At 63.1% G+C, this 16,272-nt stretch carries 11 protein-coding genes; 6 read left to right on the top strand and 5 right to left on the bottom strand.

Going from position 1 to position 16,272, the window contains the following annotated elements:
• Positions 1-243 precede the first annotated feature (243 nt).
• Both B348_RS0103665 and B348_RS0103660 read left to right on the top strand, forming a co-directional pair.
• Positions 244-2,052, top strand: coding sequence for a di-heme-cytochrome C peroxidase (locus B348_RS0103665; RefSeq protein WP_017734806.1), 1,809 nt, complete (start codon positions 244-246; stop codon positions 2,050-2,052).
• Complete coding sequence (locus B348_RS0103660; protein WP_017734805.1) at positions 2,049-3,215, top strand: catalase family protein; 1,167 nt, start codon at positions 2,049-2,051, stop codon at positions 3,213-3,215. The genes B348_RS0103665 and B348_RS0103660 overlap by 4 nt, the downstream gene beginning before the upstream one ends.
• On the opposite strand, the gene B348_RS0103655 is transcribed toward B348_RS0103660, so the two are convergent.
• The gene (locus B348_RS0103655) at positions 3,212-4,105 is read right to left on the bottom strand and encodes a LysR family transcriptional regulator (RefSeq protein WP_017734804.1); all 894 of its coding nucleotides are present in this window, start codon (positions 4,103-4,105) and stop codon (positions 3,212-3,214) included. The two genes, B348_RS0103660 and B348_RS0103655, sit on opposite strands and share 4 nt — an antisense overlap.
• Before the next feature lie 113 nt (positions 4,106-4,218).
• Here B348_RS0103655 and B348_RS0103650 point away from each other — a divergent pair, with 113 nt between their 5' ends.
• A complete protein-coding gene (locus B348_RS0103650) occupies positions 4,219-5,721 on the top strand; it encodes an MFS transporter (protein WP_017734803.1) in 1,503 nt (500 codons plus the stop codon).
• A gap of 197 nt (positions 5,722-5,918) precedes the next feature.
• Here B348_RS0103650 and B348_RS0103640 read toward each other — a convergent pair whose 3' ends face one another.
• The 4 genes from B348_RS0103640 to B348_RS0103625 form a co-directional block, all read right to left on the bottom strand.
• Positions 5,919-7,190, bottom strand: a complete 1,272-nt coding sequence (locus B348_RS0103640; RefSeq protein WP_017734801.1) for an MFS transporter — start codon at positions 7,188-7,190, stop codon at positions 5,919-5,921.
• On the bottom strand, positions 7,187-8,131 hold the full coding sequence (locus tag B348_RS01000000129690; RefSeq protein ID WP_017734800.1) for a LysR substrate-binding domain-containing protein: 945 nt from the start codon (positions 8,129-8,131) through the stop codon (positions 7,187-7,189). Before B348_RS01000000129690 ends, B348_RS0103640 begins: the two co-directional genes overlap by 4 nt.
• Before the next feature lie 83 nt (positions 8,132-8,214).
• Positions 8,215-10,224: a CocE/NonD family hydrolase gene (locus B348_RS0103630; protein WP_017734799.1), complete on the bottom strand. Its 2,010-nt coding sequence runs from the start codon at positions 10,222-10,224 to the stop codon at positions 8,215-8,217.
• 84 nt (positions 10,225-10,308) lie between these two features.
• A complete protein-coding gene (locus tag B348_RS0103625) occupies positions 10,309-11,892 on the bottom strand; it encodes a BCCT family transporter (protein ID WP_017734798.1) in 1,584 nt (527 codons plus the stop codon).
• A gap of 335 nt (positions 11,893-12,227) precedes the next feature.
• Here B348_RS0103625 and B348_RS0103620 point away from each other — a divergent pair, with 335 nt between their 5' ends.
• The 3 genes from B348_RS0103620 to B348_RS0103610 all read left to right on the top strand — a co-directional run bounded on the left by B348_RS0103620 (position 12,228) and on the right by B348_RS0103610 (position 16,216).
• On the top strand, positions 12,228-12,737 hold the full coding sequence (locus tag B348_RS0103620; RefSeq protein WP_017734797.1) for a sigma-70 family RNA polymerase sigma factor: 510 nt from the start codon (positions 12,228-12,230) through the stop codon (positions 12,735-12,737).
• Positions 12,707-13,687 carry a FecR domain-containing protein gene (locus B348_RS0103615; protein ID WP_256204073.1) on the top strand — a complete coding sequence of 327 codons (981 nt, stop codon included), beginning with the start codon at positions 12,707-12,709 and terminating at the stop codon, positions 13,685-13,687. The genes B348_RS0103620 and B348_RS0103615 overlap by 31 nt, the downstream gene beginning before the upstream one ends.
• A gap of 174 nt (positions 13,688-13,861) precedes the next feature.
• A complete protein-coding gene (locus B348_RS0103610; RefSeq protein WP_256204072.1) occupies positions 13,862-16,216 on the top strand; it encodes a TonB-dependent siderophore receptor in 2,355 nt (784 codons plus the stop codon).
• Positions 16,217-16,272 lie beyond the last annotated feature (56 nt).

The following is a 16,272-nucleotide window of genomic DNA, read 5'->3' as shown; positions in this document are numbered from 1 at the left end:
ATTTCCTTGTTCATGCGCCAAAAGGGCATTCGAATAAAGTCGCGAGCTTATCAGGCGGCCACGACCAATGGCTACCGGCATGTGAGCCACAAACTTGCGATAAGTTCACGTGTTTAAAAGCATTTTCATTCATGATGAGGGCCCGCGAAGGATCGCGGGACCGCCTGTTCCGGGCTCATGGCCACTTGCCGCACCTGTGGCGTAGTGGCATAACAACGCGACAACTCGACAAGGATAGTTATCTTGCGCATTTTTTCCCGTGTTTTCCTGCTGATACTCGCAGCACTGGGGCTGATCCTGGCCGTGGTGCTCTATTACATCGTCAACCCCAAGCTGCCGGACTACGTGGCCGTGCAGCAGGTGCACTACGGCGAGCAATGGAGTGCCGCCGACCGCCAGACCTACTACTTCACGCCCCAGGGCACCCAGGTCAAGGGCCTGCACTACGACTGGTTCACCGCCCTTGAGCTGCCGTTTTCCGAACAGCGTTTCGCCACGCCCGAGTACCTGGCGCGCTTCGGCTTCCTGGTGGACCCCAAGCAAGTCGCCACCGCGCAAAACCCCGGCAACCTGCCGGTAGGTTTCGCCCGTCACCAGAACGCCGGCAACCGTGCCGAATTCCTGGACATCACCTGCGCCGCGTGCCACACCGGCGAGTTGCATTTCAACGGCCAGGCCCTGCGCATCGACGGCGGTTCGGCCCAGCATGTGCTGCCGTCCAGCGTACCGACCCTGCGTGGTGGCAGCTTCGGCCAGGCCCTCGTCGCCAGCCTTACCGCCACCTACTACAACCCGTGGAAATTCGAGCGTTTCGCCCGCCAGGTCTTGGGCGACCGCTACGACGCCGAGCACAGCCAACTGCGCGAGGACTTCAAGCAGTCGCTGAACACCTTCCTCAAAGTCGCCTGGAACGACACGCACCGCGGCCTCTACCCCACCCAGGAAGGCCCCGGCCGAACCGACGCGTTCGGCCGCATCGCCAATGCCAGCTTCGGCGACGCGATCTCCCCGGATAACTATCGCATCGCCAACGCACCGGTGGATTACCCACAGCTGTGGGACATCTGGACCTTCGACTGGGTGCAATGGAACGGCTCGGCCCAGCAGCCCATGGCGCGCAACATCGGCGAAGCCCTCGGCGTCGGTGCCACCCTGAGCTTTTTCGACAGCGCGGGCCAACCCCTGCAAGGTGATGCGCGCTACCCGTCCAGCGTACGCGTGCGTGACCTCAACCTGATCGAAGAAACCCTGCAACGCCTCAAGCCGCCGGCCTGGCCCGAAGACCTGTTCGGCGCAGTAGACAAACCCCTCGCTGCCCAGGGCCGCGCACTCTTCGCAGAAAACTGCGCCGGCTGCCATGTGCCCAGCGTCACCGAGGAAAACGGCCGCCCGGTACAGCAGCTGAAAATGCTCCCGGTGGACTACATCGGCACCGACCCCGGCACCGCCAACAACATCGCCGACCAACGCTACGACCTCAGCGCCCTGCAATGGGACCCGGCCGAACTGGCCCAGCTGAATGTGCAGTTGCACCCCACGCCAACCGAACCCCTGGACCTGAAAAAAATGTCCGTGGCCAAGGGCCTGGCCTACGTCACTGCATTCGTCGAGGAGCACGCCTACCGCGCCGCCGGCGTCACTCCCGCCGAGCGTCCGCGCCTGGACGGCTACGGCCTGCCCATCGGCGTGCGCGAACTGCGCGCCTACAAGGCCCGGCCACTGGCCGGTGTGTGGGCCACGCCGCCGTTCCTGCACAACGGTTCGGTGCCGACGATCTACCAATTGCTGTCGCCCCAGGACGAACGCAGCACCACCTTCTATAAAGGCACCTTCGACTACGACCCGCGCCACCTCGGCTTTCAGACCGGCGCGTTCAAGAACGCCTTCCTGTTCGATACCAACATCACCGGCAACCACAACAGCGGCCACGAATTCCGTGCTGGCCAGCGTGGCAATGGCGTCATCGGCCGTGGCTTGCTGCCGCAGGAACGCTGGGCGCTGCTGGAATACCTCAAAGTACTGGGCGGCCCGCTGGAGCAACAACTGCCATGATGATTCGATCCCCCTACGACCGCCCTTCCCTGCTCGCACGCCTGTGGCTGCGCATCGGCGCCTTTCTCGGCAAGACCCTCCTGTGGCTGGTGGGCCTCGGCCTGCTCGGCTGGCTCGGCGCCACCGCCTGGTATGCCTGGCAGCACAGTGGCCCGGTATCGCCGGATGAGCAGATTCCGGCAGGCGAAGCCGCCATGACCCAAGGCATCATCCAGACAGCCGTGCGCATCGTTGACCAGCACCGTGAAGGCACGCGCTACCTGCGCGATGCCCACGCCAAGGCCCATGGCTGCGTGAAGGCCGAAGTCAGCGTGCTGGCGGACCTCGACCCGGCGCTGCGCCAAGGCGTGTTCGCCGAACCGGGCAAGACCTGGCAGGCGACGATGCGCTTGTCCAACGGCAACGCCTACCCGCAGTTCGACAGCATTCGCGATGCGCGCGGCATGGCGCTCAAGCTGCTGGATGTGCCGGGCAAGCAACTGCTGGCCGACCAGCAAAACCGCAGCGAACAAGACTTCGTGATGTTCAGCCACCCGAACTTTTTTGTCAGCGACGTGGCGGAATACGCGCAGAACATCGGCGCCCAGGCGGATGGCAAAAAGGTCCTGGCGTTCTTCCCCAAGGTCGACCCGCGCAGCTGGCAAGTGCGTCACCTGTTTATCGCCCTGGCCACCCTGGCGCCAGCCCCGGCCAGCCCGACGCAGACCACGTATTTTTCCGTCTCGCCCTACAAGTTCGGCGCAGCGAATGCCAAGTTCCGCGTCGCACCTGATGCGCAAAACTGCCCGCAGTACGTGCTGCCGAAACAGAACCAGGACCTGCCGAACTTCCTGCGCAGCGCGTTGACTCAGCAACTGTCCACCGACCGCGTCGCGGCCTGTTTTGTGTTGCAGATCCAGCGGCAGAACCCGCAGAAATTCATGCCGATCGAAGACACCAGCATCGAATGGAAAGAAAGCGACGCGCCCTACGAAACCGTGGCGAAAATTCGCATCCCGGCGCAGGACTTCGACACCCCCGAGCAGAACCTGGCGTGTGACAACCAGTCCTTCAACCCGTGGTTCGGCGTGGCGGAGCACCGTCCCATCGGCGGTATCAATCGCCTGCGCAGAGCGGTGTACGAGGCCGTCAGTGATTACCGCCACAGCCGCAACGCGCCTTAGCTTGAGGGGAACAGGCGCTCGGCAATAAAGTCCACGAACACGCGGATTTTCGGCGACAGGTGACGGCTGGACGGCCACAACGCCCAGAACTGTCCCCTATCGCCGCACTGCTCATCCAGCACGCTGTGCAGGCGCCCCTGGGCCAAGGCCTCGCGGGCGAGAAAATCCGGGACAAAGGCGATGCCGTGCCCGTCGACGGCGGCCATGAGCATGGCTTCCATGTTGTTCAGGGTCATCGCCGTGGGCAGGCGCAGCCCGGTGAATGCGGGGTCGGCGGCCAGGGTCCAGTCCATGATTTTGCCGGTGGTGGCAAACCGGTAACGCAGGCAGGCGTGGTGCTCCAGATCCTTCACCACCAGCGGCCGGCCATGGCGCTGGAAATATTCCGGCGAGGCACATAGCAGAAACCTGAACGGCCCGAGCCGACGCGCCATCAGCTTCGAATCCGCCAGGCCGCCGCTGCGGATCGCCACATCGATGCCCTCCTCGATCACGTCCACCAGCAGGTCGTTGAAATCCAGCTCCAGCTCAACCTCCGGGTAGGCGCTGCGGAACGCCGCCATGTGCGGCATGAGGAAGCGATAGCCAATGGTGGGCAAACTCACCCGCAACTTGCCACGGGGTTGCTGGACCACATGGGAGAGCATGGCCTGCGCGTCCTGCAAGTCGTCGAGGATTTTCCGACAACGCTCGTAAAACAATTGCCCCTCCGCCGTCAGACTGACTTTGCGCGTACTGCGCTGCAGCAACCGCACATTCAGCGACGCTTCCAGCTTGGCGACGTTTTTACCGACTGCCGACGCCGAAATCCCCAGGCTCCGCGCCGCCGCGACAAAACTGAGGGCCTCTGCCGTTTTAACGAAGGAAATCACACCACCCAGGCTGTCCATTGATCCATTACATCCTTTTTGTCCGCTATCAGTGGAAGGTAAGCCTGTTTATCTACGATTGCATCCCGAATAGATTAATCAGGACTTCAACTGGACGATAAAGGACGGCTGCCATGCACCTCCATCGCTACACCATCCTCGCGGCGATTTGCCTGGCCGCACTGGTCTTGCCGATGAGTTTTACCGGCGGCGCCGTGGCCACGCCGTTCATTGGCCGGGCCTTTGATGCCACGCCCACTGAACTGGCGTGGATCACCAATGCGTTCATGCTCAGTTTCGGCAGCCTGCTGATGGCCGCCGGCACCCTTGCCGACCGTTATGGGCGCAAGCGCTTGTTCATCGGCGGCATGGGCTTGTTTGCCGGCGTCTCCCTGTTGCTGGCGGTGGCGCCCACGGTGTTCTGGCTGGACCTGCTGCGCGGCGCCCAAGGCATCGCCGCCGCTGCCGCCTTGGCGGGCGGGACGGCCGCGCTGGCGCAGGAGTTCGACGGCCATGCGCGCACGCGGGCGTTCAGCGTGTTGGGCACCACGTTTGGCGTCGGCCTCGCGTTTGGTCCGCTGCTGTCGGGTGTGTTGATCGAGTGGATGGGCTGGCGCGGGATCTTTCTGTTTACCGCATTGCTGGCGCTGGTGTCCCTGGTGTTTGCCGTGCCGAACCTGCGGGAAAGCCGTAACCCGCACGCACAACACCTGGACACACCCGGCGTACTGGCGTTTTCGGGTCTGTTGATTGCCTTCACCAGTGCCGTGATTCTCGCGCCTGGGCACGGCTGGAACGCGCCGTTGATCCAGGCATTGCTCGTTGTGTCGGGGTTGCTTGCCGCAGTGTTTGCGTGGGTGGAAACCCGTGCCAAGCAGCCCATGCTGGAGCTGCGGCTGTTGCGTTTTCCGCGCTTTGTCGGCGTGCAGATCCTGCCGATCGGCACCTGCTACTGCTTTATCGTGTTGGTGGTGTTGCTGCCGATCCGCTTTATCGGCGTCGAAGGCCTCAGCGCCTTTGACGCGGGGCTGCGCATGCTCGCTTTGTCAGCCCCCATGCTGCTGGTGCCGATGCTGGCGGCGTCGTTGACCCGTTGGGTGTCGGCCGGGCGCCTGTGCACCGTAGGATTTTTGCTGGCCGCCGCTGGCCTTTATCGGTTGAGCATCCTGCCCGCCGACGCACACGGTCAACTGATCGCCGCCTTGCTGCTGATCGGCTTGGGCACAGCAGTGCCGTGGGGCTTGATGGACGGCCTGTCGATCAGCGTGGTACCCAAGGAGCAAGCAGGCATGGCAGCGGGAATTTTCAACACCACCCGCGTGGCCAGCGAAGGGGTGGCGCTGGCGGTTACCGTGGCGGTATTGAGTGCGCTGGTGGCGCGTCACCTGAGCCTCGACAGCAGGCTGTCGCCAGAAGAACTGTCACGGGCGGCACAACATCTGGTCATGGGTGATCTGCAACAGACCGGGCAAATTCCCATAGCGAAACTGCGTACGGCCTACAACGCAGGGTTCAATACCTTGTTGCAAGTGCTGGCCGTGTTCACCGCGCTGACGGCCGTGATCGTCTATCTCTTCCTCGGCCGCCAACAGCCTGAACCGCGTAAAGACTGCGTAACAATCAACCCGGCGCCGTAAGGATTGCGTCGCCTCTATTGAGGCGCTTTCGCCGCACCTCTACGGTGAATGCCTACCCCATCACGTAGGAATTCACCGTGGAAAGTTCAACCCTCGGCATGCTCGTACTGACCCTCATCGCCGTGTTCGGCACCGCCGCTTTTTGCTTCGAGCACCTGGCCACGCGCCAACCGCGCAAGAAAAAAGCCAAGTAGCCGTCAGGCCTTGGTAGCGGGCGCCGGTTCGCTGATCACCAGTTCCTCAGGGATCTCATCCACCCGTGGATCCAGCACCGCGCCCATCGGGTGTTCAGGCATGGCCACGTGATGCAACGGCGCGCCTTCGACGAGGTATTCGCCGGTGACTTTCTTCGGCTGCACGCGCCAGATCAGCAGTAGCGCGCAGGCCGAAAACAGCATGTAGAACGCGCCGTGGCCGTAGCTGTTCATCAACGCACCGCTGAGCATCGGCCCCAGGCTGGCACCGATGCCGTGGGTGGCCAGCAGCATCGCGCTCAGCGGCACACGTCGCGGTTGCTCGACGTTGTCATTGGCCAGCGCCACCGCCAACGGGTAGAGGGTGAACAGCAGCAAGCCGCTGAGAAAACCGAACACCAGCAGCAGTGCATAGGGCAACTGCACCAGGCCCCACAGCGGAATCACCACCAGCCCCAAGGCCAGGGCGCACGCACGAATCAAGCGCGAGCGATCGATGCGATCCGACAGCCAGCCGATGGGCCACTGGCCGCACAACCCGGCAAAAATCGACACCGCAACAAAGGTACTCGCCTCGGCGGTGCTCAAGCCGTTGCGCGTGGCAAACACCGGGGCCAGCGCATAAAACGCGCCGACCATCAGGCCGGTGACAAACACCGTGGTCAGCGCCTGGGGCACCCGTCGCCAGAAAAACCCCACTTCCAGCGGCGCCGCCACCAGCTTGGCCGGGTGCAGGCGCTTGGTCATGGTCACCGGCAACAGGCACGCGGCAAAGCAGATCGCGACGATGAGCAGCGGCTTGAAGTCCAGCTCCGGGCGCCAGACCAGCACGCCCTGCCCCAGCATCAGGCCCAGCGACACCGCCACCATGTAACCGGCAAACACCGCGCCGCGCTGGTTGTTTTCCGCCTGCTCGTTGAGCCAGCTTTCGATGACCATGTACTGGTTCATCATCACCAGGCCCATGACAAACCGCAGCGCCAGCCAAAATTCCAGCTGCTCGAACAGCACATGCAACAACACGATGATGGTGGCGACGCCGGCGCACGCCACATACGAACGCACATGCCCGACCCCGGCAATCATGCGGTGGCCGAACTTGGCGCCACACACCATGCCACCGTAATACGCCGCCGTCAGCGCACCGATCCAGACCTCGTTGATACCCTCGCTGCTCAGGCGCAGGCCGATAAAACTGAAAAACAGACCGTTGCCGGTGAGCATCAGAATGGTCGCGCTGTACAGCGCGGGAAAGGTCAGGAATGTCAGGTTCATGAGGGCTCAGGGGGAGTGTTCAGGCGGCTGGCATGGGCCAGCAACCATTGGCGAAAACTGCGCGCCGCCGACGGCGGGTTGCGGTGATGGGGTTGCATCAGGTGCAGGCGGCCACGGCTGTGCATGGTGTGGGGCAAGGCCATTTGCAGGCGCCCGGCGTCCAGTTCGCCGGCGAGCAGGCTCTTCCAGCCGAGGGCCACGCCGTGGCCCATCACCGCCGACTGCATCAACAGTTGATAGCTGTTGGTGCGCAGCGCATGGCGCGGGGTGTGATAGTGGGCGTCGGCGTCGGCGCACCAGTCGGTCCAGGTCAGCCAGTCGTGGTAGTGGTCTTCGACGATCAGCAACGTGTGGGCGTGCAGCAGGTGTTGCACGTCGTGAATCGGACCGTGGCGCTCTATATAAGCGGGGCTGCACACGGTGATGACCTGTTCGCTGTCGAACACCGGCGACAGCTCCAGGCCGTGGGGCGCGGGCAGTTCGTCGAGGTGGTAGAACAGGCCCAGGTCATATTCGCTGACATCCAGGTGGCTGGGGCTTTCGCTGCACAGGATGCGGATGTCCAGGTCCGGGTGTTCGCGCTGGAAGTCCGGCAGCAAGCCGGCCAGCCAGATCGAGCTGATGGTCGGCGTGCTGGCCAGGGTCAACTGGCGGTCGGCACCGCGCCGGCGCAACTCGGCGGATTCACGGTCGAGTTCGCGCAACAGGCGCTGGATCGTGCGGAAGTAACGCACCCCGGCCGGCGTGAGGCTAAGGCCCTGGGCCAGGCGATAAAACAGCGGGCGGGCGAGGTCTTCTTCCAGGCGTTTGACCTGGCGGCTGACCGCGCTTTGAGTCAGGTTCAGTTCATGGGCGGCCTGGGTAAAGCTCAAATGGCGGGCGGCCGCTTCGAAGGTCTGCAAGCAATTGAGCGGAGGAAGATCGACGTTTCGGCGCGACATGAAAGAATCCAATGGCAGAGACAGGCCCGGGTTGCCCCGGGCCCGCAGAGATCACGTGGGCAAGCATCCTGCCAGTTGCCCACTCACAGCGCGACCCTGGCCACGCGTTTGCTCCACTGGCGGCGGTGTTCCAACTGGCCATTTTCCCACGCGGTCTGCTCGGCTTCGACGTAGAACCACTCGGCATCGGCGCTCACGCTCAGGCGGCTTTCCACCTCAACGTTCCATTCATCGCGACCCACCCGATAGTGCCACTCGATATCGGCGCGGGTCGACAACGGGTCCCACGGCAAGGTGCGGTATTGCTCGGTGCAACGCTGGTCCACCGCCAAACCGTGGTCGGTAAAACGCACCGAACCCAGGTCGTCTTCGATCTTCACGCAGACCTCGCCACTGCCCACGTCTTCGATCAAGGTGCGCTTCGGCGCTGCGGCACGCAGCACTTCCATGGCGACCGGTGTGGCGGCTTGCGGCGCTTCGAAAGGGCATTCAACCGCTTCGCCGGTAAACACCGGCAGTTGCAGGCGTTGCAGGCCGGGCAACAAGGTCAGGGTGGTCAGCTCGCGGCTCGGCCACAGCAACGGGAAACTCGCGGTGCTCAGGGCCAGGCGCAAACGGTAGCCGGCCGGCAGGCGCATGCCCATATGGTCGAGGTTTAACTGCACGTCCATCGGTGCACCGGGGACTACGGGTGATACGTGGGAAAAGTCCTCACGAAGCGTGAGATTGAGCACGCCGTAACTGATCTGCGTGACTTGCCCGTCCGGTGCAATGGCATTCAGCCGAGCGACTAATTGCCCACACGCGGTGTCACTGGCCAGGCGCAATGTCAGGCGCGCATCGCCGAGCAACGCGAGGGGTTCGCTCAGTGGCTGGGAGTCGAAGCACAGCGAATTCGCATCATCCCGGCGCTGATCCGTCGGGCCGTCGGGGCCAAACCAGATGGCGCAGTATTCGCCCTGGTGCAGGCCGGTGGTCAACGGCGAGCAGATGCTGCGCGCGGCGGCCAAGGGTGCTGCGCCGAGGTTGAGACCGTCAGCACTCAGGCTGAAATCGGTCCACTGTACCTGCGCATCAGGCCACCCCGCCGTCTGCACCCAGATACCTGGCCGCTCGGCATAACTGCCCTGTGGCGGTAGAACATCCTGTAGGTAAAAGGTGCAGGCTGCGTCATCCATCACCCCATTATCGATGCCCTTCAGCCAGTGATCCCACCAGCGCTTGGCCTCTTGCAGGAAGCCAATGGCCGGATTCGGCACGGCGAAGTGTGGGTATTTGTGAATCCACGGGCCGATCATGGCTTTCTTCGGCCCCGGCAGGTGCTCCATCAGCCGTGAGACCGTGTTGCGGTAGGCATCACCCCAACCGCCCACCGCATAAACTGCCGCCTTGATCTGCGAATAGTCCTCGCACACCGAACCGTGGCGCCAGTAGTCATCGCGGGTCTGGTGTTGCAGCCAGGTTTCGGCGAGCAGCGGCATGGCGTCCAGGCGTTGCTGCCAGAGGGTTTTCCATGCATCGCCGACCAGCAGCGGATCGGGCACGGCAGCGCTGAAGTTGAGCATGGTCGCGGCCCAACCGAAGTTCTCCATCAGCAGGTTGCCGCCCTTGTAATGGATGTCGTCGGCGAAGCGGTCATCGGTGGAACACAGGGTGATGATCGCCTTCAGCGCCTCGGGCTGGCGCGCCGCGACTTGCAGGCCGTTGAAGCCGCCCCAGGAAATACCCATCATGCCGACGTTGCCGTCGCACCAGGCTTGCTGGCACAGCCAATCGATCACTTCGAGGGCGTCGTCCTGCTCCTGCAACAGGTATTCGTCGGCCATCAACCCTTGGGATTCGCCGTTGCCGCGCATGTCCACACGCACGCACACATAGCCTTGCCCGGCCATCCACGGGTGGGTCAGCGCATCACGCACGGCGGTGCCATCGCGCTTGCGGTACGGCAGGTATTCGAGGATCGCCGGGAAGGTTTGCAGGCCGGCGACTTCCGGCAGCCAGATGCGCGCGGCCAGTTGGGTGCCGTCCTTCAGCGGGATCAGGCAGTGTTCGATTTCACGGACCTTGTAGGCAAATTCGGTAACGATTTCCATCGGTAACTCCAAACTTTTGTTGCAAACAAACGGCTCCCCCGCGCTCTCGGGGGAGCGCGTGGGGAGACACACAGGTTTGAGGATTTAGCGGGCGAACTCGGCGACCGGGCTGGCGCCGCGCAGCGCGGGATCGGTGGCCGGCTTGAGGTGTTTCACATCGAGCAGCGCCGGGTTTTTCAGCCAGAAGATCAGCGAGGTACTGGCCAGCAGCACCAGGATCATCCCCGGCAGACCGCCGAGATTGGAGAGCATCTTCACCCCGTCGATGCCGATAAACGACACCATCACCCACGACACCGTGCCGATGATCACGCCCCAGACAATCTTCAACATCGGGTTGCCGTCGAGGTCGGAGTCGGCGGTCACGCCCTTGCTGCACAGGTTGGCGATCACGTCGGTGCTGGAGTCCGCCGCAGTGACAAACGAGATGAAGGCGACAAACAGCAGGAACGCGATCATCAGCCCGCTGGCCGGCAGTTGCTGGAACATCTGGTACAGCACGTGCTCCACGCCCTGCTCGTTGAGCACGCGGTTGAGGCTGCCGTCGCCGAGCGCATCGAAGTACAGGCTGGTGCCGGAGAAGATGCAGATCCACACCGCCGTGAACAGCGCCGGGAACAGCATGTTGATATGGATGAATTCACGCACGGTATAGCCACGGCCGATCTTGCCGAGGAACAGCGCACTCACTGGCGCCCAGGCAAACCACACCGACCAGTAGAACACTGTCCAGCTCTGCGGCCAGGTGTCGCCACTGGCGGCGCCGGTGAACAAGCTGCGGCTGAAGAAGGTGTCGAGGTACACGCCGAGGGATTCGACGCCGAGGCTGAACATGTACAGGGTTGGCCCGCACAGCAGCACGAACAAACCGAGGGCGAGCATGATCCAGGTGTTGAACGAGGACAGCATCACGATGCCTTTTTGCAGGCCGCTGGCGGCCGAGGCGACAAAGGTGATGACGATGATTGCGATGATGATCGCCAAACGGAACGGCGTGGTTTCGCCGCCGATGTATTGGCTCAGGCCGCCGGCCAGGGTCAGTGCGCCCGTGCCCAGGGACGAGGCCATGCCGGCGACCAGGGCGAACATCGCCAGGGTGTCGATCAGCCCGGCGTAGCGCTTGACCCGCGCCGCGCCCAGCAAGGGTTCGAGCATCGCGCCAATCGAGAAGTTGCTGCGGCGGTTGTAGAACACCAGCGCAAATACCAGGGACGGCACCAGGTAGATGGCGTACGGGGTGATGGTCCAGTGCAGGAACATCGTCGACATCGCAAAGCTCTTCGCCGCCGAGCTGCCCGCTTCAATCGGCAGGCTGGTGGGCGGGCCGTACAGGTGGTAGAGCGGTTCGGCGGTGGTCCAGAACAACACACCAACCGCCAGCGTGGTGCACAGCGCCACCATGAACCAGCGCCATTTGCTCAGCAACGGCTGGGCGTCTTCACCGCCGATGCGCACCTTGCCCAGTGCCGAGAAGTACACGATGGCGGTCAACACCACCATGGCAAACGAGCCGGCGCTGAACAGCCAGGAGAAGTTTTTCAGGATCAGGTTGTTGAGCTGCTTGCTCACCGCAAGGAACGCATTCAGGTCGATGTAGCTGGCGATCACCGCCGCCAGCAGAATCAGGAAAGTTGGCCAGAACACCAACGGACGCAGTGGATATTTCATGGAGTGCCGTTCCCCTTGCAGACTATTTTTTTATCGCCTTGAAAGGCCATTGTTAGAGAGCGGGCACCGCAGCGTCCTGCTGCCGGTAGCTCGCCTGGAAGTCTTCGCGTGGCTATAGATAACCGTTTATGCGGCAAGGGGCGCAATCGACCAATGGGCATGGGGGTATTCCGCCACGTCATGACGCACCAGCACAGTTCAACGGGGTGTAGGCAGTGCACAACGGCAAGGCGTACGCGGGTAAACATTCAGGGGATAGCCTTGCGAGCAAGGCGCAGCCACCGATAGAATGAGATGAGTTCTCACTTGCATTGCTTTGGTCAACAACAAGCCCCATGCCCCTTCCAACCAGTCCTTACCAGAATATCGGCGACCTCTATCGCGACCATCGCGGCTGGTTGGTGGGTTGGTTGCGCCAGCGCCTGGGCAACAGCGCCGACGCGGCGGACTTGACGCAAGATACCTTCATCCGCCTGCTGGGTGCCAAGCCACGGACCCTCGACAGCCCGCGCGCCTACCTGGCCACCGTCGCCAATCACTTGCTGATCAGCCTGTATCGCCGGCGTTCGTTGGAGCAGGCGTGGCTGGAAACCCTGGCCCACCTGCCCGAGCAGAACACCCCCTCGCTGGAAAGCCAGGCGCTGATTCTCGAAGCGCTGCATGAGGTCGACCAGGTGCTTTCGTGCCTGCCGGCCAGGACGCGCCAGGCCTTTCTGATGGCTCAACTTGAGGGTTACAGCCAAGAGGAAATCGCCAGCCACCTGGGTATCCATGTGCGCTCGGTGCAACGCCATCTCGCGCGCGCCTATGAGGAATGCATCATCCTGGCCACAACTTCAGCGTGAGTGCCCAGCCGATTGACCGGCGCATTGCGCGCCAGGCGGCCCGCTGGTTCGTGCGCCTGCAAGGCAACGCCAGCCCGCGTGATCGGGAAGCCTGCGACCACTGGCGCGCCAGCCATGCCGACCACGAGCGCGCCTGGCAATTGGCGGCAGGGTTCCACGCACGCTTCGACGCGATCCCAGCGGATATCGGCATGCCCGCGCTGGGCCGCCCGGCAAGCCTTGATCGGCGCCACACCCTGAAACTACTGACCAGCCTGATCATCGCTGCGCCGCTGGGCACATTCGCCTACCAGGCACTGCCCTGGCGGGAGTGGAGCGCAGACCAACGCACCGTGGCCGGCGAGCGTCGCGAATGCGTGCTGCCGGACGGCACCCGGGTGATGCTCAACACCGCCAGCGCCATGGACATCCGCTTCGACAGCCAGCAGCGCCTGCTGCGCCTGTACGCCGGCGAGATCCTGGTCAGCACCGCCGCCGACCCGCTCAACCGCCCACTCGTGGTGGAAACCGCCGAAGGCCGTTTGCGCCCGGTTGGCACGCGTTTCGACGTGCGCCAGCTCGACGGCAAAACCCGTATCGCAGTGCTGGAAGGGGCGGTGCAGGTCTATCCCGCTCACGCCAAGGATTTCCTGCGCCTGGAAGCGGGCCAGCAGACCGAGTTCAGTCGCGCCCTGATTGCGCCCGTGGCCACGCTGCAACGCAGCAGCAGCGATTGGACCCAAGGCGTACTGCGCGCGGAGAAAATGCGCCTGGCCGACTTTGCCCTCGAGCTCGGCCGCTATCGTCCCGGCCTGCTGCGCTGCGATCCGGCAGTGGCAGACTGGCAGATCTCCGGCACATTTCAGTTACACGACACCGACCTGGCATTGGCCGCCCTGGCCCGCACCCTGCCGGTAGACATCCGCACCCGCAGCCGCTACTGGGTGACCATCGCCGCCCGGGAAAGCTGAATTTCCCGCGTGTGTCGTGTTTTTCAGCCGCCATGCGTCCTCCTCGTAAAACAGCCAACACTCTTCGACGGGGAACACTCAATGCGGCAACCACAGCGGTACGTCCTACCCTTCCACTCCTTAGCCCTGGCAATACGCGGGGCGACCTTGGGCCTGCTGGTTGCAGGCTCGGTGGTGACCAGCCCCCCCCTGCTGGCAGAACCTATCGGCCAGCAGCACGTGCGCCATTACACGATTCCCGCCGGCGCCTTGAGCACGGCGCTGGCCGAGTTCGCCAGCCAGGCCGGCATCACCCTGCCGATCGACCCGGCGCTGGTGGAAGGCAAGCGCAGTACCGGGCTGAATGCCAACACCGGCATCGATGAGGGATTGCGCAGCCTGCTGCGCGGTAGCGGGCTAAATGCGGTCGCCTCCGGGGACGGCTCCTACACGCTGTATCCATTGGGAGATGGGTCAAGCATTGAGCTGGGGGCCACCAGCATCACCGGCCAACAACTGGGCCAGACCACCGAAAACTCCGGCTCCTACACCACGGGCAGCACCAGCACGGCGACCAAATTGCCCATGTCCCTGCGCGAGACTCCCCAGTCGGTGACCGTCATCACCCGCCAGCACATGACTGACCAGGGCCTGGGTTCCATCGCCGAAGTCCTCGGGCAAACCCCTGGCGTGACGGTGATGCACGACGACAGTGAGCGTTACAACTTCTACTCCCGCGGTTTTGCCTTGGACAGTTTTCAGTACGACGGTGTGCCGACGTCAGACTTCACCACCAATACCAACGGCCTGGGCGTGCGCGACATGGCCATCTACGACCGCGTCGAAGTGGTACGCGGCGCCACGGGGTTGATGAGTGGCGTCGGCAGCCCGGCGGGGGTGGTCAACCTGGTCCGCAAACGTCCGACCAAAGACTTCCAGGGCTATGTCTCCGGCAGTGGTGGCACCTGGGATCGCTACCGCACGGAAATGGACCTGTCCGGGCCGTTGTCCGAAAACGGCGCGCTGCGTGGGCGCGTGGTGGCAGCCCATCAGGACAACCATTCATTTATTGATTACTACGCGCAGAAAAAGGACGTGTTCTACGCCATCGGCGAGGCCGATATCACGCCAGACACCACGCTGTACGCCGGCATCGACTACCAGAAAATCGACGCCGACGGCTCCAGTTTTGGCCAGCTGCCGCTGTACAACGCCGATGGCAACCGCGCCAACTTCAAACGCTCGACCAACCCGGCGGCCAAATGGACCTATGCCGACAGCCAAAGCACCAAATACTTTGCCGGCATCGAGCAGCGCTTCGACAATGACTGGCTGTTGCGCGTAGAAGCCAGCCACTGGAAAGGCACCACCGATCAGTTGCAAGGCAACATCGTCGGCTGGGGGCCGTTCCCCGACGAGACGACCCACATTGCCGAACTGCAGCGCAGCCGCGTGACCTACACGATCAACGCCGACTCCGCGGATGCCTACGCGACGGGGCCTTTTTCGCTGCTGGGGCGTACCCATGAGTTGGTGGTGGGTTTGAATGCGAGTAACCGCCGCTCGGACTATCAGTCACTGGACGGTGGCAGCCTCAACGTGAACTACGAGACCTGGGGCAACAACCCGCCTCAGCCGGATGCGTTCACCTTCCAACAGAGCCAGGGCTACAAGATCAAGGAGTCCGGTGGGTACGCGGCATTGCGCCTGAACCCGCTGGACGACTGGCATGTGATCCTCGGCAGCCGGGTCGTCAACTATGAGCGTGAAGGCACCCTGACCTACGGATGGAAGCCCAATGATCCGTCGGACGACAGCGCCAGGAAAACCGGCAAGCTGGTGCCTTATGCAGGCATCGTCTACGACCTCAATGACATCCACTCGCTCTACGTCAGCTACACCGACATCTTCACGCCGCAGTCGTTGTTCGACAAAAACGACAAGGCGCTGGAACCGCTGACGGGGCAAAGCTATGAAGCGGGCCTGAAGTCGGAATATTTCGACGGTGCGCTCAACACCAGTGTCGCCGTGTTCACCATCAAGCAGGACAACCTGGGGGTGGACGACGGCGTTCGCACGGGAGGCCTTACGGCCTACAAGGCCGTCAGCGGCACCACCACCAAAGGGTTTGAAATGCAGCTGTCCGGCCAACTGACGCCGGGTTGGCAGATGCTTGCCGGCTTCACCTACGCCCAACCCCGGGACAAGGACGGCAACCGCATCAACACCAACCTGCCGGAGCGCCAGTTCAAACTGTCCACGGCCTACAAGCTTGAAGGTGCCCTGCGTGACCTGACAGTGGGCGGCAATGTGACGTGGCAGAGTTCAACCTATTCGGCCATCACCTACCCGATGGATGCGCGCGCCGACGAAGGCAGTTTCGCCGTGGTGGGGTTGATGGCGCGCTATGACGTGAGCAAGAACCTCAGCGCGTCGCTGAACCTGAACAACCTCTTCGACCGCGAGTACTACGCCGGCTACGGTCTGTATAGCAGCGCATTCTACGGTGACCCGCGCAATATGACGGTGGGCCTCAAGTACCAGTTCTGAACCTGATACGTCGTGGCGAGGGAGCTTGCTCCCGCTGGAGTGCGAAGCGCTCCCAA

This window comes from Pseudomonas sp. CBZ-4 (genome assembly GCF_000346755.1).
In the GTDB taxonomy this organism is placed as follows: Bacteria; Pseudomonadota; Gammaproteobacteria; order Pseudomonadales; family Pseudomonadaceae; genus Aquipseudomonas.
This window is presented reverse-complemented; position numbering and strand designations above follow the sequence as displayed.